General features: G+C 70.4%; 23 protein-coding genes. 3 read left to right on the top strand and 20 right to left on the bottom strand.

The window, feature by feature from the left end; genetic code table 11:
- Positions 1 to 16 precede the first annotated feature (16 nt).
- The 7 genes from FHS08_RS11760 to FHS08_RS16615 form a co-directional block, all read right to left on the bottom strand.
- On the bottom strand, positions 17 to 1,603 hold the full coding sequence (locus tag FHS08_RS11760) for an APC family permease (protein ID WP_167039172.1): 1,587 nt from the start codon (positions 1,601 to 1,603) through the stop codon (positions 17 to 19).
- 31 nt (positions 1,604 to 1,634) lie between these two features.
- Positions 1,635 to 4,514 carry an FtsK/SpoIIIE domain-containing protein gene (locus tag FHS08_RS17310; protein ID WP_167039171.1) on the bottom strand — a complete coding sequence of 960 codons (2,880 nt, stop codon included), beginning with the start codon at positions 4,512 to 4,514 and terminating at the stop codon, positions 1,635 to 1,637.
- 66 nt (positions 4,515 to 4,580) lie between these two features.
- Positions 4,581 to 5,408 carry a PP2C family protein-serine/threonine phosphatase gene (locus FHS08_RS11750; protein WP_167039169.1) on the bottom strand — a complete coding sequence of 276 codons (828 nt, stop codon included), beginning with the start codon at positions 5,406 to 5,408 and terminating at the stop codon, positions 4,581 to 4,583.
- A gap of 63 nt (positions 5,409 to 5,471) precedes the next feature.
- Positions 5,472 to 7,598 carry an ABC transporter ATP-binding protein gene (locus tag FHS08_RS11745; protein WP_424960799.1) on the bottom strand — a complete coding sequence of 709 codons (2,127 nt, stop codon included), beginning with the start codon at positions 7,596 to 7,598 and terminating at the stop codon, positions 5,472 to 5,474.
- Positions 7,595 to 9,328, bottom strand: a complete 1,734-nt coding sequence (locus FHS08_RS11740; protein ID WP_167039167.1) for an ABC transporter transmembrane domain-containing protein — start codon at positions 9,326 to 9,328, stop codon at positions 7,595 to 7,597. Before FHS08_RS11740 ends, FHS08_RS11745 begins: the two co-directional genes overlap by 4 nt.
- A gap of 182 nt (positions 9,329 to 9,510) precedes the next feature.
- Entirely contained in the window at positions 9,511 to 10,494 is a 984-nt protein-coding gene (locus tag FHS08_RS11735) for an aldo/keto reductase (RefSeq protein WP_167039165.1), read from the bottom strand.
- 61 nt (positions 10,495 to 10,555) lie between these two features.
- The gene (locus tag FHS08_RS16615) at positions 10,556 to 11,668 is read right to left on the bottom strand and encodes a hypothetical protein (RefSeq protein ID WP_208382264.1); all 1,113 of its coding nucleotides are present in this window, start codon (positions 11,666 to 11,668) and stop codon (positions 10,556 to 10,558) included.
- Positions 11,669 to 11,834: 166 nt separating this feature from the next.
- Here FHS08_RS16615 and FHS08_RS11725 point away from each other — a divergent pair, with 166 nt between their 5' ends.
- Positions 11,835 to 12,326, top strand: a complete 492-nt coding sequence (locus FHS08_RS11725; RefSeq protein ID WP_167039163.1) for a DUF4282 domain-containing protein — start codon at positions 11,835 to 11,837, stop codon at positions 12,324 to 12,326.
- Here the strand turns inward: FHS08_RS11725 and FHS08_RS11720 are convergent.
- The 13 genes from FHS08_RS11720 to prmC all read right to left on the bottom strand — a co-directional run bounded on the left by FHS08_RS11720 (position 12,323) and on the right by prmC (position 23,520).
- Complete coding sequence (locus FHS08_RS11720; protein WP_167039856.1) at positions 12,323 to 13,072, bottom strand: YaaA family protein; 750 nt, start codon at positions 13,070 to 13,072, stop codon at positions 12,323 to 12,325. The two genes, FHS08_RS11725 and FHS08_RS11720, sit on opposite strands and share 4 nt — an antisense overlap.
- 67 nt (positions 13,073 to 13,139) lie before the next feature.
- Positions 13,140 to 13,400: a F0F1 ATP synthase subunit epsilon gene (locus FHS08_RS11715; RefSeq protein ID WP_167039161.1), complete on the bottom strand. Its 261-nt coding sequence runs from the start codon at positions 13,398 to 13,400 to the stop codon at positions 13,140 to 13,142.
- A gap of 1 nt (position 13,401) precedes the next feature.
- The gene (gene atpD, locus FHS08_RS11710; protein WP_167039159.1) at positions 13,402 to 14,847 is read right to left on the bottom strand and encodes a F0F1 ATP synthase subunit beta; all 1,446 of its coding nucleotides are present in this window, start codon (positions 14,845 to 14,847) and stop codon (positions 13,402 to 13,404) included.
- Between the two features lie 35 nt (positions 14,848 to 14,882).
- Complete coding sequence (locus FHS08_RS11705; RefSeq protein ID WP_167039157.1) at positions 14,883 to 15,779, bottom strand: F0F1 ATP synthase subunit gamma; 897 nt, start codon at positions 15,777 to 15,779, stop codon at positions 14,883 to 14,885.
- 24 nt (positions 15,780 to 15,803) lie between these two features.
- Complete coding sequence (atpA, locus tag FHS08_RS11700; RefSeq protein WP_167039155.1) at positions 15,804 to 17,441, bottom strand: F0F1 ATP synthase subunit alpha; 1,638 nt, start codon at positions 17,439 to 17,441, stop codon at positions 15,804 to 15,806.
- A gap of 123 nt (positions 17,442 to 17,564) precedes the next feature.
- Complete coding sequence (locus FHS08_RS11695; RefSeq protein ID WP_167039153.1) at positions 17,565 to 18,353, bottom strand: F0F1 ATP synthase subunit delta; 789 nt, start codon at positions 18,351 to 18,353, stop codon at positions 17,565 to 17,567.
- Positions 18,353 to 18,910 carry a F0F1 ATP synthase subunit B gene (locus tag FHS08_RS11690; protein ID WP_167039151.1) on the bottom strand — a complete coding sequence of 186 codons (558 nt, stop codon included), beginning with the start codon at positions 18,908 to 18,910 and terminating at the stop codon, positions 18,353 to 18,355. Before FHS08_RS11690 ends, FHS08_RS11695 begins: the two co-directional genes overlap by 1 nt.
- Positions 18,911 to 18,937: 27 nt before the next feature.
- The gene (gene atpE / locus FHS08_RS11685; RefSeq protein WP_167039149.1) at positions 18,938 to 19,174 is read right to left on the bottom strand and encodes an ATP synthase F0 subunit C; all 237 of its coding nucleotides are present in this window, start codon (positions 19,172 to 19,174) and stop codon (positions 18,938 to 18,940) included.
- 43 nt (positions 19,175 to 19,217) lie between these two features.
- On the bottom strand, positions 19,218 to 20,033 hold the full coding sequence (gene atpB / locus FHS08_RS11680; RefSeq protein ID WP_167039853.1) for a F0F1 ATP synthase subunit A: 816 nt from the start codon (positions 20,031 to 20,033) through the stop codon (positions 19,218 to 19,220).
- Positions 20,034 to 20,180: 147 nt separating this feature from the next.
- Positions 20,181 to 20,696 (bottom strand): Cg1360 family ATP-synthase-associated protein, encoded by a 516-nt coding sequence (locus FHS08_RS11675; protein ID WP_341800392.1) that lies wholly within the window; start codon positions 20,694 to 20,696, stop codon positions 20,181 to 20,183.
- On the bottom strand, positions 20,693 to 21,856 hold the full coding sequence (locus FHS08_RS11670; RefSeq protein ID WP_167039147.1) for an MraY family glycosyltransferase: 1,164 nt from the start codon (positions 21,854 to 21,856) through the stop codon (positions 20,693 to 20,695). The genes FHS08_RS11675 and FHS08_RS11670 overlap by 4 nt, the downstream gene beginning before the upstream one ends.
- Positions 21,853 to 22,566 (bottom strand): L-threonylcarbamoyladenylate synthase, encoded by a 714-nt coding sequence (locus FHS08_RS11665; RefSeq protein WP_167039145.1) that lies wholly within the window; start codon positions 22,564 to 22,566, stop codon positions 21,853 to 21,855. The genes FHS08_RS11670 and FHS08_RS11665 overlap by 4 nt, the downstream gene beginning before the upstream one ends.
- A 57-nt stretch (positions 22,567 to 22,623) precedes the next feature.
- Positions 22,624 to 23,520 (bottom strand): peptide chain release factor N(5)-glutamine methyltransferase, encoded by an 897-nt coding sequence (prmC, locus tag FHS08_RS11660; RefSeq protein ID WP_167039143.1) that lies wholly within the window; start codon positions 23,518 to 23,520, stop codon positions 22,624 to 22,626.
- A 118-nt stretch (positions 23,521 to 23,638) separates the two neighbouring features.
- On the opposite strand from prmC, the gene cysK reads away from it, so the two are divergent.
- Positions 23,639 to 24,577, top strand: a complete 939-nt coding sequence (cysK, locus tag FHS08_RS11655; RefSeq protein ID WP_167039141.1) for a cysteine synthase A — start codon at positions 23,639 to 23,641, stop codon at positions 24,575 to 24,577.
- Between the two features lie 2 nt (positions 24,578 to 24,579).
- The gene (epsC, locus tag FHS08_RS11650) at positions 24,580 to 25,149 is read left to right on the top strand and encodes a serine O-acetyltransferase EpsC (protein ID WP_167039139.1); all 570 of its coding nucleotides are present in this window, start codon (positions 24,580 to 24,582) and stop codon (positions 25,147 to 25,149) included.
- Positions 25,150 to 25,155: the final 6 nt, after the last annotated feature.

Below are 25,155 nucleotides of genomic sequence, written 5' to 3'. Positions count from 1 at the left end.
GCCGGATGCGGCGAGGTCATGTCAGACCGCCGTCGATCGATCGCCCGAAGTCGGCGGGATCCTCCGGGACGAGGACGGGCGTGGCCCTGTTGAGGCTCTCGCCCCGGAAGAACGGCTTCGACCGCGGGAAGAGGAACCACAGGAGCATGAGGACGACCCCCACCAGGAGCGCACCGACGCCGACGACGAACGTTCCGCCGATGCCGAGCAGGACGGTGTACCCGTAGTCGACGTCCCACATGTCGATGGCGGACTGCACGAACGCGTATGCGAGCATGAGCGCGCCCAGCAGCGGGAGGATCCCCTTGTAGACGAGGTTCCGTCCGGACCGGAAGAGCTCTGCGCGGAAGTACCAGACGCAGGCGAACCCCGTGATGGCGTAGTAGAAGGCGATCGCGAGGCCGAGCGAGAGGATCGAGTCCTGCAGGATGCTGTCGCTGATCAGCGTCATGCCGATGTAGTACAGCGACGCCACGACGCCCATGACGAGCGTCGAGAACGACGGCGTCTTGAAGCGCGGGTGGACGTCCTTGAACCTCGCGGGCAGCGCCCGGTACACCCCCATCGCGAGGGTGCCGCGTGCCGTGGGGAGGATCGTCGTCTGAGTCGACGAGACCGCGGAGATGAGCACGGCGACGACGAGCACCCACCCGACCGGGCCGAGCAGCCCGTCCTTGATCGCGAGGAAGACGTCTTCCGCGTTGGCCTCGTTGCCCAGTCCGACGCCCTCCTCTCCGAGGCCCGCGTACATCATGGCCGCGATCGTGACGCTCACGTAGGTGACCAGGAGGATGACGGTCGTCAGCAGCGCCGCGCGTCCGGGGATGCGCTTGGGATCCTTGGTCTCCTCGTTGAGCGCGAGGCAGGTGTCCCAGCCCCAGTAGATGAACAGCGCGAGCAGCACCGCCTCCGTGAACCCGTGCCAGTCGGTGAACGCGAGCGGATTGAGCCACTCCCAGTCGAAGGGCGTCGGGTTCGGCGCGGCGCCCGTGAAGAACTGCCAGAGCGCCGCGACGACGAAGATCGCGAGAGCGAGGTACTGGATGCCGAGCAGGATGTTCTGCAGGCGCTCCCCGATCTCGACGCCGCGCCAGCTCACCCACGTCATCGCCGCGATGAACAGGACTCCCGTCAGCGTCACGAGGGGCACGTTCTCGGACGGCGGGACGAGCTCGGCGCCCGCGACGGGCCACTGCGGCAGCTGGAGCACGTCGTCGAAGAACGACCAGAAGTAGATGCCGGCGATCTGGGCGAGATTGGCGAGCACGACCATGCCCGCGACCGCGACGCCCCAGCCGCCCATCCATCCCACCCAGGGCCCGAACGCCTTCGTCCCCCATGTGAACGTCGTGCCGCAGTCGGGGATCTCGTTGTTGAGCTCCCGGTAGGCGAACGCGATGAACAGCATCGGGACGAACGCGATGATGAACGCGATGGGCGCCTGCGCACCGACGGCGAGCACGACCCAGCCGAGGGTCGCCACGAGGGAGTAGACGGGCGCTGTCGAAGCCAGGCCGATGACCGTGGAGCCCCACAGCCCGAGCGTCCCCGCCGCCAGTCCCTTGCCGTCGGGTCGGTCGAGGTCTACCGGCGCGGTTGCCATAGGGCGACGGTAGGCGTGTTGGTCGGCCCGGTCAATTCCCTCCTCCTCCGGCATCCCGCCGCGCGATCGGCAGGCCGATCCGCTCGGGTGCGCCTCCCGCCCGGATGAGCCAACCGCGTGAGCGTCCGGGCTCGCAGTACGGAGGAAGCTCCCGATCCGCCGCGAGGACGCGGTACTCGGCGGAGCAGCCGGCATCGATGACGAGCGCATGGTCGTCGCGGATCGTGCCGAGCACGCGCCAGTGACGCTGCCAGTCCTCGGGGTCGCCGACGACGACGACCGGGGCGGCGGCCGCCGAGGGCGCAGGATCCGGCGAGAGCGCGACCTCTTCCAGGGTCAGGATGCCGACGCCCGCCGTCCTCCAGCGTTCGACAGCGACGCGCGCGGCCGCACGCCGTATGACGATCCCCGTGACGCCGGACGAGGGTGTCCACTCCGCGAGCGCCGCGGGCGGCGCCGGTACGGGGTCTTCGCCGACCGCGACCTGCAGCGCGCGTCCCGCGATCCGGCCACGGCCCGCGGGAGCTCCGGGCGCGTAGTGCGCGGGGTCGCCGCCGAGCGCGACGTGCTCCGCTCGCGAGGGCGCGGCGAGGACGAGGCGCCACGGGACGAGGTCGCCGAGGCGCGCGGCCGCGCCTGCCATCCGCTGTGCGGACGCCGCGACGAAGATGCCCGCGTCGCCCGCCCCTCGGACGACGCGTTCGAGCCGCTCGACGAGCGCGTGCGCGTAGTCGCCGGGGAGCCGCGCCGTCAGGGCGTCGAGGTCGTCGATCACGAGGACGGACCCGGCCGCGGGCGGATCCTCGCAGAGGCGGGCGACGGCATCCCACGCTCCTTCGGGGTCGCGCGGCACGCGCACGAGCCCGTGAGGAGCCTGTGCGGCGAGCGTCTCGAGCGCCGTGGACTTGCCCGACCCGGGCCCGCCCACGACGAGGACGCCGCGGTCGGCGACCTCGAGGGAGAAGGGCCCCTGGTGCTGGCGCTCGGGCTCGTCCGCCAGGCCCAGGATCAGGCCGGGACCGCCGTGCGCACGCAGTTGCGCGAGCTCGACGTGCGGGGGCAGGTCGGGCAGCCACGGCCGGCGCGGCCTCGGCCCCGCATGATCCCGGGCGATGCGCTGCACGTCGGCGGGCGTCGAGAGGGCGATGCGCACGCGGCGGGGCTCGGCATCCTGTGCCCGGCGCACGAGCGCGATCCCCGCTCCCTCGCGACCTCCCGGCAGTGCGGCGGCGTCGGGCGTGCCGATGACGGCCCGGCTATCGGCGGGGTCGGTGACGCGGAGGCTCAGTCGCAGGGGGCAGTTGGCCAGCAGCGCGTCCCGCACGACGCCCGAGACGCGCTGCGTCCCGAGGACGAGGTGCATCCCCAGCGCGCGCCCGCGCGCAGCGATGTCGGAGAACACCGCGTGCAGCTCGGGATGGTCGCCGAGGAGCGCGGCGAACTCGTCGACCACGATGACGAGCCGAGGGAGGTCGGCGCGTTCGTCGAGGACGTCGCGCGCCCCGACGCGTCCGAGCTCGGCCTCCCGCCATCGCACCTCGGCGCGCAGGCTCTCGATCGCCCGTCGCGCGCCCGAGCCGTCGAGGTCGGTGATGACCCCGGTGACGTGAGGGAGCCCCGCGAGGGAGTCGAATGCCGTCCCTCCCTTGAAGTCGGCGAGAAGGAAGCCCACCTGGCTCGTCGAGTGCGTCGCGCACAGCGCCAGCACCCACGTGATCAGGAGCTCGCTCTTGCCCGACCCCGTGACACCCGCGACGACGGCGTGCGGCCCGTCCGCGACGAGGTCGAGGTGGGCGGGCCCGCCCGCCCCCGCGCCGACGACGGCGGGGAGCGCGCCCCGGTGCGGCGCAGGCGCCGCCGCGAGCAGCTCGGCGAGCGTGGCCGGGCGGTCCGACATCGACATGCCGAGCACCCGCTCGGCCCGCTCGGCGAGCCCGGCCGCGATCACGGCGGCCTGCGCCTCGCCCACAGCCTCGACGGCGAGGTCGCGCAGGGCGCCCGCATGGTCGAGCGACGCGCGGCCGGGAGCGCGCACCGAGAGCACCGCGGCGCAGCGGGGCGGCACGGCATCGGCGGACGCGCATGCGATCACGAGGTCTGCGTCGGCGGGCACGGGGTCGTCGGGGCCCAGGACGGCGAGCGCGAGGCCGCTGCCCGCACGGCGATGCGGCAGCGCATCGGTCCAGCTCGACGCGCCCCGCTGCGGCCCCACGAGCCGCAGCTCCCCCGGCGGCAGCGCGAGGCACAGCTGCAGCACGAGGCCCCGCACGACGGCGGCCGCCAGCACGGGGCTTCCGACGACGGCCACGCCGTCCGCCGCCGCCACCACGACGGGCGCACCGGTGAGGATCGCCGCCCTCCTGCGCAGTGCGAGCGCACCGGGGTCGTCTCCGCCGCCCGTCACGCGCACCTCGGATGGCACGTCGCCGATGCCCACGACGAGCCCGCCCGAGCGGCCGGGCACCGCACGCCACACCTCGCCGTCGCGCTCTGCGAAGCCCGCGACATCGGGATGCCGCGCCCACAGCCGCTGCCGCTCGTCGTCGTGCCGCGCCGAGAGCGCCGCGTCGATCCGCGCACGCGCGTCGGCCGCCTCGCTCTCGGCACGCCGGCGACCCGCCCGCGCGCCGCGTGCGGCGTCGGCCATCGTCGCGATCGCGATGAGCGGGCCGAGCGCCGCGAGCCAGAGCGACAGGACAGACCCCGTCACGAGCCAGAGGCCGACGGCGCCGAGGATCGGGACGGCCGAGGCGACCACGGGGACAGCGGGCCGCGCAGGAGCGGTCCACGGCGGCGGCAGGGCGAGCTCGGCCTGCGGCGCGAGGTCGGGCAGCGGGTGGGCAGCGGCATCCCGAGGCGGGAAGGGCTGCGGACCGGTGCGGGCGGGGAACGGGACGAACGTCGAGGTCACCCGTTCAGTGAACGCGACGCCGCGACGGCACGGCGGCCGATGCGACGGCGTGCGGAGACCCGGGCGTCAATCCCCCGCTGGGGAGGAGGCCACGACGGGCTCGGTGTCGCCCTCGTCCTCCTGAGCGTCCTGATGACCCACGTTCAGCACGATGATCGTGATGTTGTCCCGGCCGCCGTTCTCCAACGCTGCGCCGAGCATCGCCTCCACGGCGGACGCCGGGTCGGGGTTCTCCGCCAGGAAGTGCTGGATGCCGTAGTCGGTCAACTCCTTCGTGAGCCCGTCCGAGCAGATGACGAACCGGTCGCCGTCGGTCACGTCGAGGCGCACATAGTCGGGGGTCACGCTGTCGCTCGGTCCGACGGCTCGCGTGATGACGTTGCCGTACGGGTGGTTCTCGGCCTCCTCCGGGCTGAGGCGCCCCGCCGCGACGAGCTCCTGCACGACCGAGTGATCGGTCGTGATCTGGACGATCGACCCGTCGCGCACGAGGTACACGCGCGAGTCGCCGATGTTGAGCGTCACCCAGTGGGCGTCCGTGCCGGTGACGTCGAGGTACACGCCGGTGAGCGTCGTGCCTGTTCCGTCGTCGGTCGTCCCCGGGTGCGACGCGATGTCCTTGACCGCGCGCGCCAGCGCCTTCTCGATCGCCTTCGGATTGACGGTGCCTGTCTCCGCGACGCTGCGCAGCCGATCGACCGTGCTCGCGCTCGCGATCTCGCCGCCGATGTGCCCGCCCATGCCATCGGCCACGATGAACAGGGGAAAGCTGGCCAGCACGGCATCCTGATTCGCGTCGCGTCGGCGCCCTCGATGCGTCGCGGATGCCCACGCGAGCTCGAGCGGCCCGTTCTCGAGCGCGACGGTGCGAGTCTGGGTGGATGCTTCCGGCATGACGCCCGTCCTCCCCTCCGTCACGAACCGATCGAGACCGTGATCTCTGAGCCGTCGGTGTGCTCACATACTAGTGGACTCCTCCGCCGCGGCCTCGGGCTCCCCCTCCGACGCGAGCAGCTCCAGCACCGTCGGCGGCTGGGCCGCGGGCGCCGGCCCGACGACGACCGGCAGGGCCTGTTCTTGGGCCGGAGCCTCGAACTGCGCGTTGTAGAGCCGCCAGTAGGCGCCCTTCTTCGTGAGCAGCTCGTCGTGCGATCCCTGCTCGACGATCGCGCCGTGCTCCATCACGAGGATGAGATCGGCATCCCGGATCGTGGAGAGCCTGTGCGCGATGACGAAGGCCGTGCGGTCCTCGCGCAGACGCGACATGGCGCGCTGGATCAGCAGCTCCGTGCGGGTGTCGACCGACGAGGTCGCCTCGTCGAGGATCAGGATGCGGGGATCGGCCAGGAACGCGCGCGCGATCGTGACGAGCTGGCGCTCGCCGACCGAGAGGTTCGTCGCCTCGTCGTCGAGCACCGTGTCGTAGCCGTCGGGAAGAGCGTGCACGAAGCGGTCGACGTAGGCGGCGGTCGCGGCATCCACTATCTCCTGCTCCGTGGCATCCGGACGTCCGTAGAGGATGTTCTCGCGGATCGTGCCGGCGAACAGCCACGTGTCCTGCAGGACCATGCCGGTGCGCGAGCGCAGATCGTCGCGGGTCATCGCACGCGTGTCGACGCCGTCGAGCACGATGCGCCCCGAGTCGACGTCGTAGAACCGCATGATGAGGTTCACGAGCGTCGTCTTGCCCGCGCCCGTCGGCCCCACGATCGCGACGGTCGACCCTGGGCGCGCCTCGAGCGAGAGTCCGTCGATGAGAGGGGCGTCCTCGACGTAGCGGAACGAGACGTCGTCGAACGCGAGGTGGCTCGCCGTCTCGGGTGCGGTCTCCGCGGGCGCGTCGTCGGGCGTCTGCTCCTCCTCGTCGAGCAGCTCGAAGACGCGCTCGGCGCTCGCGACCCCCGACTGGAGGAGGTTCGCCATGGATCCCAGCTGGCTCAGCGGCTGTGTGAACTGCCTCGAGTACTGGATGAACGCCTGCACGTCGCCGATCGAGAGGAGTCCGCCGGCGACCTGGATGCCGCCCACGACGGCGATGCCGACGTAGACGAGGTTTCCGACGAACATCATCGCCGGCATGATGATGCCGGACAGGAACTGCGCGCCGAAGCTCGCGCGGTACACGTCGTCGTTCTCCGAGCGGAAGTCCGCCTCGACCTCGCGCTGGTGGCCGAACACCTTGACGACGGAGTGTCCGGAGAAGGTCTCCTCGACGCGCGCGTTCAGGACGCCCGTCGCCTTCCACTGCGCGACGAAGAGCTTCTGCGACCGCTTCGCCACGATGACCGTGATGACGATCGTGAGCGGGATCGTCACGAGCGCGATGACGGCGAGCAGCGGCGAGATGATGAACATCATGACGAGCACGCCGACGACGGTCAGGAGCGAGACGACCACCTGGGACAGCGTCTGCTGCATCGTCTGCCCGATGTTGTCGACGTCGTTCGTCACGCGGCTCAGGAGCTCTCCGCGCTGCACCTTGTCGAAGTAGGAGAGGGGCAGACGCTGGACCTTGTCCTCCACCTGCATGCGCAGCCGGTGCATCGCGCGCTGCACGACGCCGTTGAGGATGCGGGCCTGCAGCCATCCGAAGATCGAGGCGAAGAGGTAGATCGCGAGGACGCCGGAGAGGATCCAGCCGAGCCTGTCGAAGTCGATGCCTGCGCCGGGCACGAAATCCATCGACGACAGCATGTCGGCCTGCTGCTGGTTGCCTGACGCGATGAGCTGGTCGATGACCTGCTGCCTCGTGACGCCGGCGGGCACCTGGTTCGAGATGAACCCGGCGAACACGACGTTCGTGCCCTCGCCGAGGATCTTCGGACCCGTGACGCTCAGCGCCACGCTCAGGATGCCGAGCGCGAGCACCGTCACGAGCTGCGGGACGTCCGTGCGCAGCGTGCCGAGGAGGCGCTTCGCGCTCGGGCCGAAGTTCTGCGCCTTCTCGCCAGGGCCCGCCTGACCCATCGGGCCGCGCGGCATCGGCATCCGACGGGGAGCCTGCGTGCTCTGCGAGCCGGGCGCCATGCGCGCGGAGGCTCCGTGCGACGCGCCGGCGGTGCGAGGAGCGGGCGAGCCGCTCATGCCGCCGCCTCCACCGCGAGCTGCGAGTCGACGATCTCGCGATACGTCCCGCTCGTCTCGACGAGCTCGTCGTGCGTGCCGATGCCGACGATGCGGCCGTGGTCGAGCACGACGATCTGGTCGGCGTACCGGATCGTCGACACCCGCTGCGCGACGACGAGGCGGGTCGCGTCCGGCAGCTGACTGTCGAGGGCGTGGCGCAGCGCGGCATCCGTGCGCAGATCGAGGGCCGAGAACGAGTCGTCGAAGATGTAGATCTCGGGCCGCTTCACGAGGGCGCGCGCGATCGCGACGCGCTGCCGCTGACCACCAGACAGATTGGTGCCGCCCTGAGCGATCGGGGCGTCGAGTCCTTCGGGCAGCTCCTCGACGAAGTCCCTGGCCTGCGCCAGCTCGAGCGCCCGCCACAGGTCGTCGTCCGTCGCCTCGGGATCGCCGTACCGCAGATTGGAGGCGATCGTTCCCGAGAAGAGGAATGCGCGTTGAGGGACGAGGCCGATGCGATGCCAGAGCGCGTCCGGGTCGTAGTCGCGCACGTCTGTGCCGTCGACGCGGACGCTCCCCTCCGTCGCGTCGAACAGACGGGGCACCAGGCCCACGAGCGTCGTCTTGCCCGCGCCGGTCGATCCGATGATGGCCGTCGTCGTGCCCGGCCGCACCGTGAACGTCAGGTCGTGCAGCACCGCGTCCTCGGCCCCGGGGTAGGCGAAGCTCACGTGGTCGAAGTCGATGCGGCCGGCCGTCGCTGCGACCGCGACAGGGGCCTCGGGCGCCGAGACGGAGGGCGCCGTCTCGAGCACGTCGCCGATGCGGTCCGCGCACACGGCGGCGCGCGGGATCATGACGAACATGAACGTGGCCATCATGACGCCCATGAGGATCTGCATGAGGTAGTTGAGGAACGCGAACAGGGTGCCGATCTGGACGCCGTTGTCCTGCACCTGCGATGCGCCGAACCAGATGACGGCGACGCTCGACAGGTTCATGACGAGCATGACGGCGGGGAACATGAGCGCCATCAGGTTGCCCGCGCGCAGGGCCGTCTCCATGACGCCTTCGCTCGCACCCTGGAACCGCGCGCGCTCTTCGCGCTCGCGCACGAACGCGCGGACGACGCGGATGCCGCTCAGCTGCTCGCGCATGATCTGGTTGACGCGGTCGATGCGCGCCTGCATCTGCGTGAACGCGGGGACCATCCGCACGACGATGAGCGACACGATGATGAGCAGCGCCGGCACCGACACCGCCATGAGCCAGGAGAGGCCGGCATCCTGCTGCACGGCGAAGATCACGCCGCCGATCGCGAGGATCGGGGCCGAGACCATGAGGGTCGCCGACACCTGCACGAGCATCTGCACCTGCTGCACGTCGTTCGTGTTGCGCGTGATGAGCGACGGCGCCCCGAACTGCCCGACCTCGCGCTGGGAAAACGCGACGACGCGGTGGAAGAGGTCTCCGCGCAGGCTCCGGCCCATGCCCATCGCCAGACGCGAGCCGAAGTACACCGCGACGATCGCGCAGGCGATCTGGGCGAGACTCACCCCGAGCATGATCGCGCCCGTGCGCCAGATGAAGCCGATGTCTCCCGTCACGACGCCCTGGTCGATGATGTCGGCGTTGAGCGTCGGCAGCCACAGGGACGCGATCGACTGAGCGAGCTGGAAGACGACGACGGCGACGATGAGCGGCCAGGCGGGGCTGAGATACCGGACGAGAAGCTTGCCGAGCACGGAGATCCTTCCGACGCGCGGGCTGTCTCCGCCCTCCGGGCGGACCGCGCACGTCGAATGACGCTACGCCTGCGCGCCACGCGGCTCCAAGTCGGATCCGTGCGCTCTCAGCGAACCGGACGACACCGTCCGCGAAGCCCGTTCAGCGGCGCGGGATGCCGAGCCCGCGCTCGGTCCCGAGGCTACGCCGCGGGGTCGACGGGGAGCGGGAAGAGGGCGTCGATCGCGGCGAGATCGTCGGGTGCCGGCGTCCACGCATCGGCGGCGGCCGCGTTCGCACGCACCTGCTCTGGGCTCGTCGCGCCGGCGATGACGCTCGACAGCGCGGGGCGGGCGAGCAGCCAGCCGAACGTCGCCTCGAGCATCGTGATGCCGCGCTCGTCGCAGAAACGCTGGTACGCCTCGAGCGCGTCCCACGGGGCTGTCTCGTACAGGTGGCGACGCTGGCGCATGATCCGCGAGTCGGCGGGCGCGTGCTCGCGCGTGAACTTGCCCGTCAGAAGGCCGTTGTGCAGAGGGAAGAACGGGAGGAATCCGAGCCCGAACCGCTCGACGGCGGGCAGCACCTCGCGCTCGGCGCCGCGCGCGAGCAGGCTGTAGTGGTTCTGCGACGAGACGAACGGGATTCCGCTGCGCTGTCGGGCCGTGACGTCGGCCTCGGCGATCTGCCAGCCCGCGAGGTTCGAGTGGCCGATATAGCGGACCTTGCCCTCGCGCACGAGGTCGCCGAGAGCGTCCAGGGTCTCCTCGATCGGCGTGCCCGGATCGGGCGTGTGCAGCTGGTACAGGTCGATCCAGTCGGTCTGAAGACGCGTGAGGGATGCCTCGACCGCCCGCCGGATGTAGCTGCGCGACCCCCTCGACCCGCCTTCGATGCCGGCGGGGAAGGTGCCGTGCCCGAACTTCGTGGCGAGCACGACGCTGTCGCGACGCCCCTTGAGCGCCTCGCCCATGAGGGTCTCCGACAGCCCGGGCTCCCTGCCGTAGATGTCGGCCGTGTCCAGGAACGTGACGCCGGCGTCGATCGCCGCGTCGAGCACATCCCGTGTTCCCTCGAGCGTCTCGGTGCGCGTGCCCGCGCGTCCGAGGTTGTTGCAGCCGAGACCGACCGCGGAGACGAGCAGACCGGATGCGCCGACGCGGCGCTGGGGAGGGGAGGACGTCATCGCTCCACGTTAGCGGCACGCAGGAGCGCCCTCGCCGGGCGGCGAGGGCGCTCCTGTCGGCTCAGGCCTTGTCGTCCTTCGGCCCGTCGCCGAAGTCGATGACGGGTCCGTCTGCCGCATGGTCGGCCGTCGTCTCGGCGGAGGCGTCGTCGACGGCGTCCGCCCGACCCACGGCCGCGGTCGCGGCATCCTCTGCGGCGTCGGCAGCCGTCTCGAACGTGGGCGGCTCGGGAGCGGCAGGAGGCTCGGGAGCAGCAGGCGGCTCGGGGGCGGCAGGCGGCTCAGGAGCAGCGGGAGGCGCGGCAGGAGGCTCAGGGGCGGAGGGCGGAACGGGCGTCGACGCAGCGGGCGCGGAGAAGGTCGGCGGCGCCTGGTAGTCGGCCGACGGCGCGGGCGGAGCCGGCGGACCGGCGGGCGGCACGACGGGTGCCCCAGGCGGGACATAGCTCTGCGACGGTCCTGCAGGCGGCTGCTGACCCGCGGGCGGCGGCTGATATCCCGGGGGCGGAGCCTGGTAGCCGGGTGCCTGATATCCCGCGGGCGGAGCCTGGTACCCCGGAGGAGGCGCCTGGTAGCCGGGAGGGGGCGCCTGGTATCCCGCAGGCGGGTATGCACCGGGCGCCGACGGATAGCCGGGCTGGGTCACGGGGTTGACGGGGTAGCCGCCGACGGGCGCCTGCACGGGGATGCCCTGCCACACCGTGCGGTCGGCGAGGAAGGCGTTGGCCGCCCACGGAGCCGCAGGGATGACGGTGTTCCAGCGCGACCCGTCGAAGGCGTTGATGCCGAGCCACACGATCGAGAGGAAGAAGTACAGGATGACCCAGACGGCCTCCTTCTGGAGCTTGAGCCCGACCCGCCACGCAGCGAGCAGCGTCACGATGAGCGGAGTGAGAGCGATGATCCATCCGACGAGCGGAACCCAGCTGAGCAGGATCGTCGCCCCGACCGCATAGAGGATGAGCCACGGGCTCAGGTCACCGAGCTTCGAGAACACCATGAAGTTGTAGACCGGCACCCACGCGCGCCACCGTCCCTGCACGCCCGCCTTGTCGAAGATCTTCATGAGGAAGATCGCGCTGAGAACGTAGAAGCCGACGACGACGACGAACCAGAAGAAGCCGAAGCCGACGAAGAACCACACCGGGACGCCGTCCGGATAGCTGGGCAACATGGGAATCCTTTCCCGAGCCGGAAGACGGAGAGTGCCCCGCCGACGGGGCGACCGCCCCTTGTTCACATGCTAGCCACGCGACGCCGTCAGGGGCAGATGGCGCGTCGCTCCTCGACCGGGCGCGGCCCCTCTCGCTAGCCTGGCGGAAACGAAGGGATCCGCACCCATGAGCGATCAGACGCCCCCGCCTCCTCCGCCCCTCCCCCGCACGCCGGCCGAGGAGGCGGCGCGTGCAGCCGTGCCGGCACCGGCAGCCGCTCCCGCGTACGACCCCGCGACCGACCCCGACGACACGGGCGTGCCGACTCTCGCCGGGGATGTCGACGACATCGGCCGCGGCTTCTTCCGCGCCCTGTTCGACCTGTCGTTCAAGACCTTCATCACGCGCAGGCTCGCGAGCGTCTTCTACCTCGCAGGGCTCGTCGTCATCGCGATCGGCTTCGTCGTCTACCTCGTCAGCGGGATCACCGGCGGCGTGCGGTTCTTCCCCGGCAACGTCGGCGCGGGGATCTCGCTCATCGTCGCCACGGTCATCCTCGTGCCCCTGTTCGCGTTCCTCGCCGTCGTGGTCCTCCGGTTCGTCATCGAGAGCGTCGTGGCTCTCATCGCGATCGCGGAGAACACGCAGCAGACGGCGGACAACACCGAGAAGTCCTAGGCGAACAGCTCGAGCTCTCCCTGCGCTCGCGCGCGGACGCGCAGGCCGGCGGCATCCGCCCAGGAGACGAGGCCGCGCGCCGATGCGATCCGCGGGCGCTCCTGCGCGAGCCTGCGAACGAGCGCGCCCTTCGCGTGCTTGTTGAAGTGGTTGAGGGCACGCGCGACGCCGTCGGCGCCTTCGCTCACGACCCGCACGTAGACGGAGCGGACGGATGCCGGGAGCGGCCCGAGCGCGACGTACGCCTCCGAGCGCAGATCGAGCACGAACGCGGGTGCGGCCTCCTCGATGGCGGCGGTGACGGCATCCGCCCAGACGCGGGGCAGCGGCGCGAGCCCCGGCAGCGATGCCGTCGCGCCGAGTCGATACGACGGGATCGGGTCGAGCGCGCGCACTGGGCCGAAGGGCGCGGAGTGCACGACGACGTGCCGGCCGAGCCACCGACGTGACACGGCGTCGAGGGATGCCGCCGCCAGCGCGTCGTAGAGGACGCCCGTGTACCGGTCCACGGCGGGCATCGTCGGCGACATGCGCAGAGCGGCGTTCACGGCGACCTCGCCGCGCTGACGCGCGCCGAGCCTGAGGATGCGCACGGCCGTGTCCTCGTCGGCGGACAGCGCGACCAGCGCGTCGACGACCGACTCGCGCACGGGGCTCAGCGCCGCGAACGAGAGGGCCGCCGCATCCCACGGCGCGCCCGCGCCGCCCGCGCGCTTGGTCTCCGACGGAGGCAGAAGGATCAGCATGGACATCCCGGAAAGACGCCGCGCCGCCCGGGAGACCCGAGCGGCGCGCGCGTGAATGTGTGTCGCGTCAGGCGATGAGCGCCGCGTTGCCCGCGACGATCGTCAGCTCGTCCGCCTCGAGCGAGAGGAACCCGTCCTGCGCGTTGGCGACGATCTTCTCGCCGTCGAGCTGGGTGATGCGCACCTGGCCCTCGGCGAGGATCGCGAGCACCGGCTCGTGCCCGGGCATGAACCCGATCTCGCCCATGACGGTCTTGGCGACGACGAGCGACGCCTCCCCCGACCAGACCTCCGCATCCGCGGAGACGAGGTGGACAGAGAGCGCCATGTCAGCCGTTCTCCTTCTGGATCTGCGCCCAGCGCTCTTCGACGTCCGAGATGCCGCCGACGTTGAAGAACGCCTGCTCGGCGACGTGGTCGAAGTCGCCGCGGACGATCGCGTCGAACGACTCGATCGTCTCCGCGATCGGGACCGTGGAGCCCTCGACGCCCGTGAACTTCTTCGCCATGTAGGTGTTCTGCGAGAGGAACTGCTGGATGCGGCGCGCGCGGGCGACGACGACCTTGTCCTCCTCGGAGAGCTCGTCGACGCCGAGGATCGCGATGATCTCCTGCAGCTCCTTGTTCTTCTGGAGGATCTGCTTGACGGCGGTCGCGACACGGTAGTGGTCTGCGCCGATGTACCGCGGGTCGAGGATGCGGCTCGTCGAGGTGAGCGGGTCGACGGCGGGGTACAGGCCCTTCGATGCGATCTCACGCGAGAGCTCGGTGGTCGCGTCCAGGTGCGCGAACGTCGTCGCCGGCGCGGGGTCGGTGTAGTCGTCCGCAGGCACGTAGATCGCCTGGAGCGAGGTGATCGAGTGTCCGCGCGTGGAGGTGATGCGCTCCTGGAGCACGCCCATCTCGTCGGCGAGGTTGGGCTGGTAGCCCACGGCGGAGGGCATGCGGCCCAGCAGCGTCGACACCTCGGAGCCCGCCTGCGTGAAGCGGAAGATGTTGTCGATGAACAGGAGCACGTCCTGCTTCTGCACATCGCGGAAGTACTCCGCCATCGTCAGGGCCGACAGGGCCACGCGCAGGCGCGTCCCCGGCGGCTCGTCCATCTGGCCGAAGACGAGAGCGGTCTTGTCGAAGACGCCCGCCTCCTCCATCTCGTGGATGAGGTCGTTGCCCTCACGCGTGCGCTCGCCGACGCCGGCGAACACCGACACGCCGCCGTGGTCCTGCGCGACGCGCTGGATCATCTCCTGGATGAGGACCGTCTTGCCGACGCCCGCACCGCCGAAGAGGCCGATCTTGCCGCCCAGCACGTAGGGCGTGAGCAGGTCGATGACCTTGATGCCGGTCTCGAACATCTGGGTCTTCGACTCGAGCTGGTCGAAGTTGGGCGCCTGGCGGTGGATGGGCCAGCGCTCCGTGACCTCGATCTTCTCGCCGGGGGCCGCGTTGAGGACGTCGCCCGTGACGTTGAAGACCTTGCCCTTGGTGACGTCGCCGACGGGCACCGTGATCTGCCCGCCCGTGTCGCGCACCTCCTGGCCGCGGACCATGCCGTCGGTGGGCTTGAGCGAGATGGCACGCACGAGGTCGTCGCCGAGGTGCTGCGCGACCTCGAGCGTGATCTCGGTCGACTCGCCGTCGATCGTGATCGTCGTCTTGAGCGCGTTGTAGATCTCGGGGATCGCGTCGTGCGGGAACTCGATGTCGACGACGGGGCCCGTGACGCGCGCGACGCGGCCGACGACCGTGGTCTTCTCGGGTGCGGTGGTGGTCATTGTCTTCTCTTTCGTATGGTCCGCGTGCGCAGCGATCACTTGCCCGAGGCCAGTGCGTCGGCGCCGCCGACGATCTCGGCGATCTGCTGCGTGATCTCCGCCTGACGCGCGTTGTTGCGCAGACGGGTGTAGTCGGTGATGAGCTTGTCGGCGTTGTCGCTCGCGGACTTCATGGCCTTCTGCGTCGCGGCGTGCTTGGCCGCCGACGACTGCAGGAGCGCGTTGAAGACGCGGCTCTGGATGTACACCGGAAGGAGCGCGTCCAGGACGACCTCGGCATCCGGTTCGAACTCGTAGAGCGGGTACACCTGCGCCGTGGCCGACTCCTCGGCCTCGACGACGGCGAGCGGCAGGAGTCGCACCGACTCGGGGCTCTGCGTCATCATGCTGACGAAGCGGTTGTAGACGAGGTGGATCTCGTCGACGCCGTGCTGGTCGCCACCGCGGTCGTACGCCTCCAGGAGCGTTCCCGCGATGTGCTCGGCCGTCGTGAAGTGCGGCGTGTCCGTGTCGCCCGTCCACTCCGCGGCGGCCTGCATGCCGCGGAACTGGAAGTACCCCACCGCCTTGCGTCCGACGAGGTAGAACACCGGCTCCTTGCCCTGCGAGCGCAGCAGCTCGGCGAGCTGCAGGCCCTCACGCAGGATCTGCGAGTTGAAGGCGCCCGCCAGTCCCCGGTCGGACGCGAAGATCACGACCGCCGACCGGCGGATGACCTCGCGCTCGCTCGTGAGCGGGTGATCGATGTTCGAGTGCGTCGCCACGGCGGAGACGGCGCGCGTCACGGCTCGCGCGAAGGGGGCGGCCGCGCGCACGCGTGCCATCGCCTTCTGGATGCGCGAAGCCGCGATGAGCTCCATCGCCTTCGTGATCTTCTTGGTCGTCTGAGCAGAAGAGATCTTCTGCTTGTAGACCCTCAGCTGTGCGCCCATGGTCCCTGTCTCGCGTCGCCGCCCTTAGCGGCGGCCCTTGACGATCTGCTCCTGGTTGACGTCGGCCGCCTCAGCTGCGGCGACCTCCTCGTGACCGGGGTTGTCGATCGCCTGGCCCTTGCCGGAGCGGAACTCGAGGATGAACGAGTCGGTGACCTTCTCGAGCTCGGCGAGCGTCGCGTCGTCGAGCACGTTGGTCTCGCGCAGCGTGTCGAGGATCGTCGTGTTGCGACGCAGGTAGTCCAGCAGCTCGCGCTCGAACGGCAGCACGTCCTCGACCGCGATCGTGTCGAGCTTGCCGTTGGTGCCGGCCCAGATCGAGACGACCTGCTCCTCGACGGGGTACGGCGAGTACTGCGGCTGCTTGAGCAGCTCCGTCAGGCGCGCACCGCGGTCGAGCTGACGACGGGATGCCGCGTCCAGGTCGCTCGCGAACATCGCGAACGCCTCGAGCGAGCGGTACTGGGCGAGCTCGAGCTTGAGCGTGCCGGAGACCTTCTTGATCGACTTGACCTGCGCGTCGCCGCCGACGCGCGAGACCGAGATGCCGACGTCGACAGCAGGACGCTGGTTGGCGTTGAACAGGTCGGACTGCAGGAAGATCTGGCCGTCGGTGATCGAGATGACGTTGGTCGGGATGTACGCCGAGACGTCGTTCGCCTTGGTCTCGATGATCGGCAGACCCGTCATCGAGCCGGCGCCCAGCTCGTCCGACAGCTTCGCGCAGCGCTCGAGGAGGCGGGAGTGCAGGTAGAAGACGTCGCCGGGGTAGGCCTCGCGGCCCGGCGGGCGGCGGAGCAGGAGCGAGACGGCACGGTAGGCCTCGGCCTGCTTCGACAGGTCGTCGAAGATGATCAGGACGTGCTTGCCCTCGTACATCCAGTGCTGCCCGATCGCCGAGCCGGTGTAGGGCGCGAGGTACTTGAAGCCTGCGGGGTCGGATGCCGGAGCCGCGACGATCGTCGTGTACTCCATCGCGCCGGCGTCCTCGAGCGCGCCCTTGACGGCTGCGATCGTCGAGCCCTTCTGCCCGATCGCGACGTAGATGCAGCGCACCTGCTTCGTCGGGTCGCCCGACTCCCAGTTCGCGCGCTGGTTGATGATCGTGTCGATCGCGATCGCCGTCTTGCCCGTCTGGCGGTCGCCGATGATGAGCTGGCGCTGGCCGCGGCCGATCGGGATCATGGCGTCGATCGCCTTGATGCCGGTCTGCATGGGCTCGTGCACGCTCTTGCGCTGCATGACGCCCGGCGCCTGCAGCTCCAGCGCGCGACGACCCGTCGTCGCGACGTCGCCGAGGCCGTCGATCGGGTTGCCGAGCGGGTCGACGACGCGGCCGAGGTAGCCGTCGCCGACAGCGACCGACAGGACCTCGCCCGTGCGCGTGACCTGCTGACCGGCCTCGATGCCGGAGAACTCGCCCAGGACGACGACACCGATCTCGTGCTCGTCCAGGTTGAGTGCGAGGCCCTCCGTGCCGTCGCCGAAGCGGACGAGCTCGTTGGCCATGACACCGGGCAGTCCCTCGACGTGCGCGATGCCGTCGGCGGCGTCGATGACGGTGCCCACCTCGGTGGCCGCGGCACCCGAGGGCTCGTAGGCTGCGACGAAGTCCTTCAGCGCGTCACGGATGACGTCGGGGCTGATAGAGAGTTCTGCCATTTGCTTTCCTTTGTTGAGGGGCCATGGGCCCCGAAGTCCGCCGCCGGTTCCAGCGGGGTAAGCCGTCTTCCTTCGTTCGTGGGGCGATGACCCCGAGGCTCTCCGCCGGTGGGGCGGGAAGTCCTAGCCCGCCAGTCGCTGGCGGAGATCGTGCAGGCGGGTCGCGACGCTCGCGTCGATGACGTCGTCGCCGATCTGGACGCGCAGTCCGCCGACGACCGTCGGATCGACCTGCGTGTTCAGCGACACGGCGGCGCCGTAGCGCGCCGAGAGCGCCGTCGCGAGACGGTCGAGCTGCGCCGCGCTCAGCGGAGCCGCCGACACGACCGAGGCGACCGTGCGGCCACGCTGGTCGGCGACGATCCCCATCGCGCGGGCGAGGATCTGCCGGACGCGCCGCTCGCGGGGCTGCTGCACGAGGGATGCCACGATGAGCGTCGTGGCATCGCTCGCGCGACCCTTGAGGAGGGTCTCGATGAGAGCGCCCTTGGCCGCGGTGTCGCCGAGCCGGCTGCCGAGTGCCAGCTCGAGCTCGGGGTTGTCGGCGATCGTGCGCGAGAAGCGGAACAGCTCGCCCTCGACGTCGGCTGCGCCCCCGGCGATGCTGGCCCCACGCACGGCCAGCTCCTCGATGCCGGTGACGAGCTCGTCGGCGTTCGACCAGCGCTGTTCGACGACGGTCGTGAGGAGCGCGACCGTCACGGGCCGGAAGGATCCGAAGACAGCGGCCACGACAGCCGTGCGGGCGGTCCGCGGCGCGGCCGAGTCGGCGAGCGCGCCGCTCAGCTGCGACGAGTCGCCCACGGTCTGCGCCGCCGCGAAGAGCTCGCGGGCGACGCTCAGGTCGACGCCCTTGGCGGCGCGCAGCGCCGCTTCGGTCGCCTCGAGCGCCTGAGTGGTCGCGCTGCCCATTACGCCTTCCCTGCGGTCTCGGATGCCTCGAGCTCGGCGAGGAACCGGTCGACGACGGCCTGAGCCTTCTTGTCGTCCGAGAGCGTCTCGCCGATGACTCCGCCTGCCAGGTCGATCGCGAGCGTGCCGACCTCGCTGCGCAGCGACACGAGCGCCGACTGGCGCTCGGCCTCGATCTGCGTGTGCGCGGCGGCCGTGAGACGGGACGCCTCGGCGGATGCCGCATCCTTCGCCTCTGCGACGATCTTCTTGCCGTCCTCGCGGGCGGCGTCGCGGATCTCTCCGGCTTCCTTGCGGGCCTCGGCGAGCTGAGCGGTGTACTCCACGAGAGCCGCCTCGGCACGGCGCTGCGCCTCGTCGGCCTTCGCGATGTTGCCCTCGATGGCGGCGCTGCGCTCGTCGAGCAGCTTCTTCAGCCGGGGAAGGGCGACCTTCCACACCACGAAGAGGATGACGATGAAGCAGACCGCAGACCACAGGATGTCGTACGGCTGCGGCAGCAGCGGATTGGGCGCGGCCTCAGTCTCGGCGGCGAGTGTGACAAGAGTGCTGAGCATCCTGTCTCCTTACGTCGTGAGAGGGGATCAGAAGCCGAAGATGAAGGCGGTCGCGATGCCGATGAACGCCAGCGCCTCGGTGAAGGCGATGCCGATCCACATGAGCACCTGCAGGCGGCCGGCGAGCTCGGGCTGGCGTGCGACGCCCTCGATCGTCTTGCCGACGACGATGCCCACGCCGATGGCCGGGCCGATGGCGGCGAGGCCGTAGCCGACGGTCGCGATCGAACCGTGCACCTGGGCGAGAACCGTAGTTGCGTCCACGGAGTGTTTCCTTTCGGTTGTGGGCGGCTGTGAGCCGACCCGCTCAGTGCTCTTCCGCCACCGCGAGCTGGATGTAGACCGCGGTGAGGAGGGCGAAGACGTAGGCCTGGAGGACGGCCACGAGGATTTCGAAGAGGGTGAAGGCGAGGCCGAAGGCGAGGCTGCCGGCGGCGAGCGCCGACCACCACCCGCCTGCCGTGAAGAGGAAGAACTGCGTCGCCGAGAAGAAGAGGACCAGCAGCAGGTGGCCGACCATCATGTTCATGAGGAGTCGGAGCGTCAGGGTGACGGGCCGGATGATGAAGGTCGAGATGAGCTCGATCGGCGTGACGATGATGTAGATCGGCCACGGCACGCCCGACGGGAAGAGCGAGTTCTTGAAGAAGTTCTTCGGGCTCTTCTTGATGCCGGCGTAGATGAACGTGACGTAGCTGATCACCGCGAGCAGCAGCGGGACCGCGACGACCGCGGTGCCCGCGATGTTCAGGAACGGGATGACGCCCGTCAGGTTCATGAACAGGATCATGAAGAAGATCGTGGTGAGGATCGGCAGGAACCGGTCGCCGTCCTTCTTGCCGAGCAGGTCGTGTGCGATGTTCTCGCGGACGAACCCGAGACCCATCTCGACGAGGCTCTGGAAGCGGCCGGGGACGACCGTCATCCGGCGCGTGCCGAGCCACAGGATCAGGACGAGGACGACCGTCGCGAGCAGCTGGATGAGGTTGATGCGCGTGATCTGGAACCACGTGCCCTCGAACAGGACTGCGTCAGGGAAGAACTCCCAGATGGACGGGGCGTGAAAGCCCCCGTTGTCGCTGGCAGCGAGGGGGGCGATCAGGGTCGCAGCTTGAGTAAACAGCGCTGGCTCCAGCTTCGGGGCACCGGCGTGAGCCGAGGCGACGATGGTCGGTGTGCGTCACTCCGCAAGCGCTCACAAGGGCGAGCGGGCGGGCGCGAGATAAACCCTACCAAACTCGCGCGCCTCCCGAGACCGCGGCGGCGGTCGCTACCGTCGTTCGGAGGGGTCCTCCCCCTGGGCGGACCCGTGAGCGTCGTCCGCCGGGTCGACGACATCCTCCGCACGCGGCAGCGCGACGTCGCTCACGTGCGGGATCCGCATGCGCATCAGGACGACGACGTCGACGGCGAGGGAGGCCAGGACGCTCACGACGACGGCGATGAAGAACACGGTTTGGTTCACCCACGGCTGGCCACGCAGCGCCAGCAGCAGCACGATGAACACGATGAACTTGAGGATCCATCCGCCCAGGACGATCCCGAAGAAGACGGGCACATAGAGCGGGTCGTCGTACCAGCGGTTCGCGACGAGGATGCTGATCCCCGTGATCGCGAGGAACAGGGCGGCGATGAGCACGCCCGCCAGGGCGCTCCACAGTCCGTTCACGCCCGCCGCGAAGTAGCCGACGAGTCCGCCGACGACCGCGAGGACCGCCGTGACGACGGCGGACCACGTGAGGGTCGTGCGCAGGACGGGCGTGCTGGAGACGGGGCTGGTGCTCACGGGACGACCTCCGGTGCGAGGCGCCGTACGTTGCGGCGCGAGGGAAGGAATGTGACGACGAGGCACGCGGCGGCGCCGACGAGGCCGAATGCGATCCCGGCGAGGTAGAGCCCCGGCCAGTCCGCGGTCGTGCCGATGTACATGATGAGCACCGCAAGGCTCACGACGGCCGTCCACGCGTAGAAGATGAGCACGGCGTCGCGATCGGAGTGACCCATGTCGAGCATCCGGTGATGCAGGTGCTTGCGGTCGGGCGAGAACGGCGACTTGCCCGCGCCCATGCGCCGGACCACCGCCATCCCGAAGTCGAGCAGCGGGAGCAGCACCACGACGATCGGAAGCAGGATCGGGATGAAGGCACCGAGGATCTGCGAACGGCCGAACCCGTCGGGGCTGTCGGGGTTGATCGCGGAAGGCGTCAGCGCTCCCGTGATCGCGACGGCCGACGTGGCCATCAGCAGGCCGAGCATGAGCGCGCCGCCATCGCCCATGAACAGCTTCGCGGGACTCCAGTTCAGCGGCAGGAACCCGATGCACACCCCGATGAGCACCGCCGCGATGAACGACGCGAGGTGCGCGTACGTGCTCGATCCCGTGTCGCGCAGCAGGAGGTAGGAGTAGGCGAAGAACACGATGTTCGCGATCAGGACGACGCCCGCGACGAGGCCGTCGAGGCCGTCGATGAAGTTGACGGCGTTCATGACGATGACGATCGCGAAGACCGTGAGCGTGAAGCTCACCCAGCTCGACCACACCGTCATCCCGCCGATCGGCAGCGAGAGGATCTGCAGTTTGCCGAACCACGCGATGATGCCCGCCGCGAGGAACTGCGCACCGAGCTTGATCATCCAGTCGAGGTCGATGAGGTCGTCGAGCACGCCCACGACGACGATCAACAGCGTCGCGCCCAGAATCGCCACGATGGGCCACGGGTCCGCCCAGAACAGCGCGAAGTAGGGATGCTGCGACGACACCGCGAAGGTCACGACGACGCCGATGAACATCGCGATCCCGCCGAGCCGCGGCGTCGGGTTCTTGTGCACGTCGCGCTCGCGGATGCCGGGATACAGCTTGTACTTGAGGCTCAGCCGCCACACGCCCCACGAGAGGCAGAACGTGATCGCGGCCGTAAGGATGATCGTGAAGATGTACTGCTTCACGCGCCGCCGCCGGACTCGGCCTCAGGGCGGCGCCCCGGCTGCGCCGGGTCGGGCTCGAGGAGGTCGCCGAGCACCTCGCGCAGGCGCTCGCGGCCGATCGCCCCCTCTCGGAGCACGCGGACGACGGGCTCGGCGCCGCCCACGAGCGGCGTCGCGTCGACGATCGTCGATGCGATCCCGCCTTCGCTCTCGCCCGCGTCGAGGTAGGCCGCGACGGCCTCGCCGAGCATCTCCTGCGCGGCCTGCGCCGTCGTCGCTGCCGGAAACCCCGTGAGGTTCGCGCTGGACACGGCCAGCGGCCCGGTCTCCTCCAGGAGCTCGAGCGCGACCCGGTGGGCGGGCATGCGCACGGCGACGGTGCCGCGCGTCTCGCCGAGGTCCCACGTCAGCGACGGCTGCGAGGGCAGCACGATCGTGAGCCCGCCCGGCCAGAACGCGTCCACGAGCCGCTCGACGGCCGGGGGGACCTCCGCCGCGATCGCACGGAGCGTGGGCACGCCGGCGACGAGCACGGGCGGCGGCGACTGGCGTCCTCGGCCCTTCGCGTCGAGCAGGCCCTGGACGGCCCGCGCGTTGAACGCGTCGGCGGCGACGCCGTACACGGTGTCGGTCGGAAGGACGACGAGCTGGCCGCGGCCGATCGCCTGGCGCGCGTGACGCATGCCTGCGAGCAGCTGCGCCTCGTCGCGGCAGTCGTAGAGGGGGGTCATAGCGGGCCCCAGTCTATCCACGCGCTCCGGGCGCATCCTGAGCGGCGCGAGCGCGGATCAGGGTCGCAGAGCCGTCGTCGCGCGGTCGCGCAGCGTGAGATCGGGGTGGGTCGCGGCGGCCCGCCAGCCGTCGGCGGAGAGGATGCCGCGGATCTCCTCGCCCTGCCATTCGCCGTGCTCTATCACGATGACGCCGCCGGGGTGCGCGAGCCGCAGCCCCACACGGCTGAGCACACGCACGACGTCGAGTCCGTCCTCCCCTCCGTAGAGCGCGGCGGGCGGATCGAAGAAGCGCACCTCGGGATCGCGCGGGATCGCGGCATCCGGGACGTACGGAGGGTTCGACGCGACGACCGAGACCGTTCCGTCGAGCTCGGGGAAGGCGTGCCCGAGGTCGATGAAGGCGATGCGCGCGTTGGCTGCCCCGGTCAGCGCGAAGTTCTCCTTGGCCCACACGAACGCGTCCACCGAGTTCTCCGCGGCGAACACCCGCGCGTGGGGCACCTCCGTGGCCAGGGCCAGCGCGATCGCGCCGCTGCCGGTCCCGAGGTCGACGGCGACGGGCGACGGGGATGCCGCGGCTCGCAGCGCGTCGATCGCGAGCTGCGCGACGGTCTCGGTCTCGGGCCGGGGCACGAAGACGCCGGGCCCCACTCTCAGCTCGAGATGGCGGAACGGCGCGACGCCCGTGAGGTGCTGGAGCGGCTCGCGCGTCGCGCGGCGCTCGACGAGCTCCTCGAAGCGGACGGCATGGGCGCCGGCGAGCTCGTCGCCCCGGAACGCCGCAGCCTGCACAGCGCCGCGGCTGAGGCCGTGCACGTGCGCCGCGAGCAGCTCCGCGTCGACGACCGCGTCCGCGATCCCTGCGCGCGAGAGGATCTCGACGGCGGCGCGGACGGCTGTGGCGAGGGGCACTGCGCGAGGGCCGGGGGCGGGCGTGACGAGGGAATGCATGGGAGGCTTCCAGCCTAATCGCGGCGGAGCACGTGACGATTCGTCACAATAGGGTCTGGAATACCCCGCCACCCTAGGCTGGTTGCGCCTCTTGACCGACCCGAAAGGCCCTTACGCCATGCCCGGAATCCACGCCGACATCACGACAGCATTCGGCAACACCCCGCTCGTCAGACTCAACCGCGTCACGGAAGGCCTCGGCGCAGAGGTCTACGCGAAGCTCGAGTTCTTCAACCCCGGTTCGAGCGTCAAGGACCGCCTCGGCATCGCGCTCGTCAACGCCGCAGAGGAGTCCGGCGAGCTCGAGCCCGGCGGCACGATCGTCGAGGCCACGAGCGGCAACACGGGCATCGCGCTCGCTCTCGTCGGCGCCGCCCGCGGCTACAAGGTCATCCTGACGATGCCCGCGTCCATGTCGAAGGAGCGTCGGCTCCTGCTCAAGGCGTTCGGCGCCGAGCTCGTGCTGACAGACCCGACGAAGGGCATGGCCGAGTCGTTGCGCGTCGCGACCGAGATCGTCGAGAAGACCCCGGGTGCGATCCTCGCGAAGCAGTTCGAGAACGCCGCGAACCCCGCCATCCACCGCAAGACGACGGCGGAGGAGATCTGGCGCGACACCGAGGGCGGCGTCGACATCTTCGTCGCGGGCATCGGCACGGGCGGCACCATCACGGGCGTCGGCCAGGTGCTCAAGGAGCGCAAGCCGGGCGTACAGATCATCGCGGTCGAGCCGAAGGACTCGCCCATCCTGACCGAGGGCCACCCCGGCCCCCACAAGATCCAGGGAATCGGGCCCAACTTCGTCCCCGCCATCCTCGAGCGCGACCTCATCGACGAGGTCATCGACGTGCCCTTCGAGGAGTCCCTCAAGGTGTCGCGCGACCTCGCGGTGAAGGAGGGCCTGCTGGTCGGCATGTCGTCGGGCGCTGCCGTGCTCGCCGCGCTGCAGGTCGCGGGCCGCCCCGAGAACGCGGGAAAGAAGATCGTCGTGATCATCCCCGACACCGGCGAGCGCTACCTCTCCACCGCGCTGTTCGAGGACCTGCGCGAGGACTGACAGTGACGTTCCTGGGGCGCGTCCGCGAGGATCTCGCAGCTGCGAAGCTGCGGGATCCCGCGGCGCGCTCCGCCGTCGAGATCGCCCTCCTCTACCCCGGCCTGCACGCCGTGTGGGCCTACCGCGTATGGCACGCGCTGTGGCTCCGCGACCTCCGGTTCGTCGCTCGCGCGGGCTCGCAGGTCACCCGGTGGCTGACGGGCATCGAGATCCATCCCGGCGCCGCGATCGGACGACGGTTCTTCATCGACCACGGCATGGGCGTCGTCATCGGCGAGACCGCCGAGGTGGGCGACGACGTCATGCTGTACCACGGGGTGACGCTCGGCGGGCGTCAGCGCGAGGGCGGCAAGCGCCACCCCACGATCGGCGACGGCGTCGCGATCGGCGCGGGCGCCAAGGTGCTCGGACCCATCGTGATCGGCGCGGGATCCGTCATCGGCGCGAACGCCGTCGTGACGAAGGACGCGCCGGAGGACAGCATCCTCGTCGGCGTCCCCGCCCGCCTCCGCGCACGCCGCGAGGGTCTCGACACGCGCGCCGTGCTGACCACGCCGGAGTACCACATCTGATTCCCG

It is taken from the genome of Microbacterium ulmi (assembly GCF_011759705.1).
Taxonomy (GTDB): Bacteria; Actinomycetota; Actinomycetes; order Actinomycetales; family Microbacteriaceae; genus Microbacterium; species Microbacterium ulmi.
This window is presented reverse-complemented; position numbering and strand designations above follow the sequence as displayed.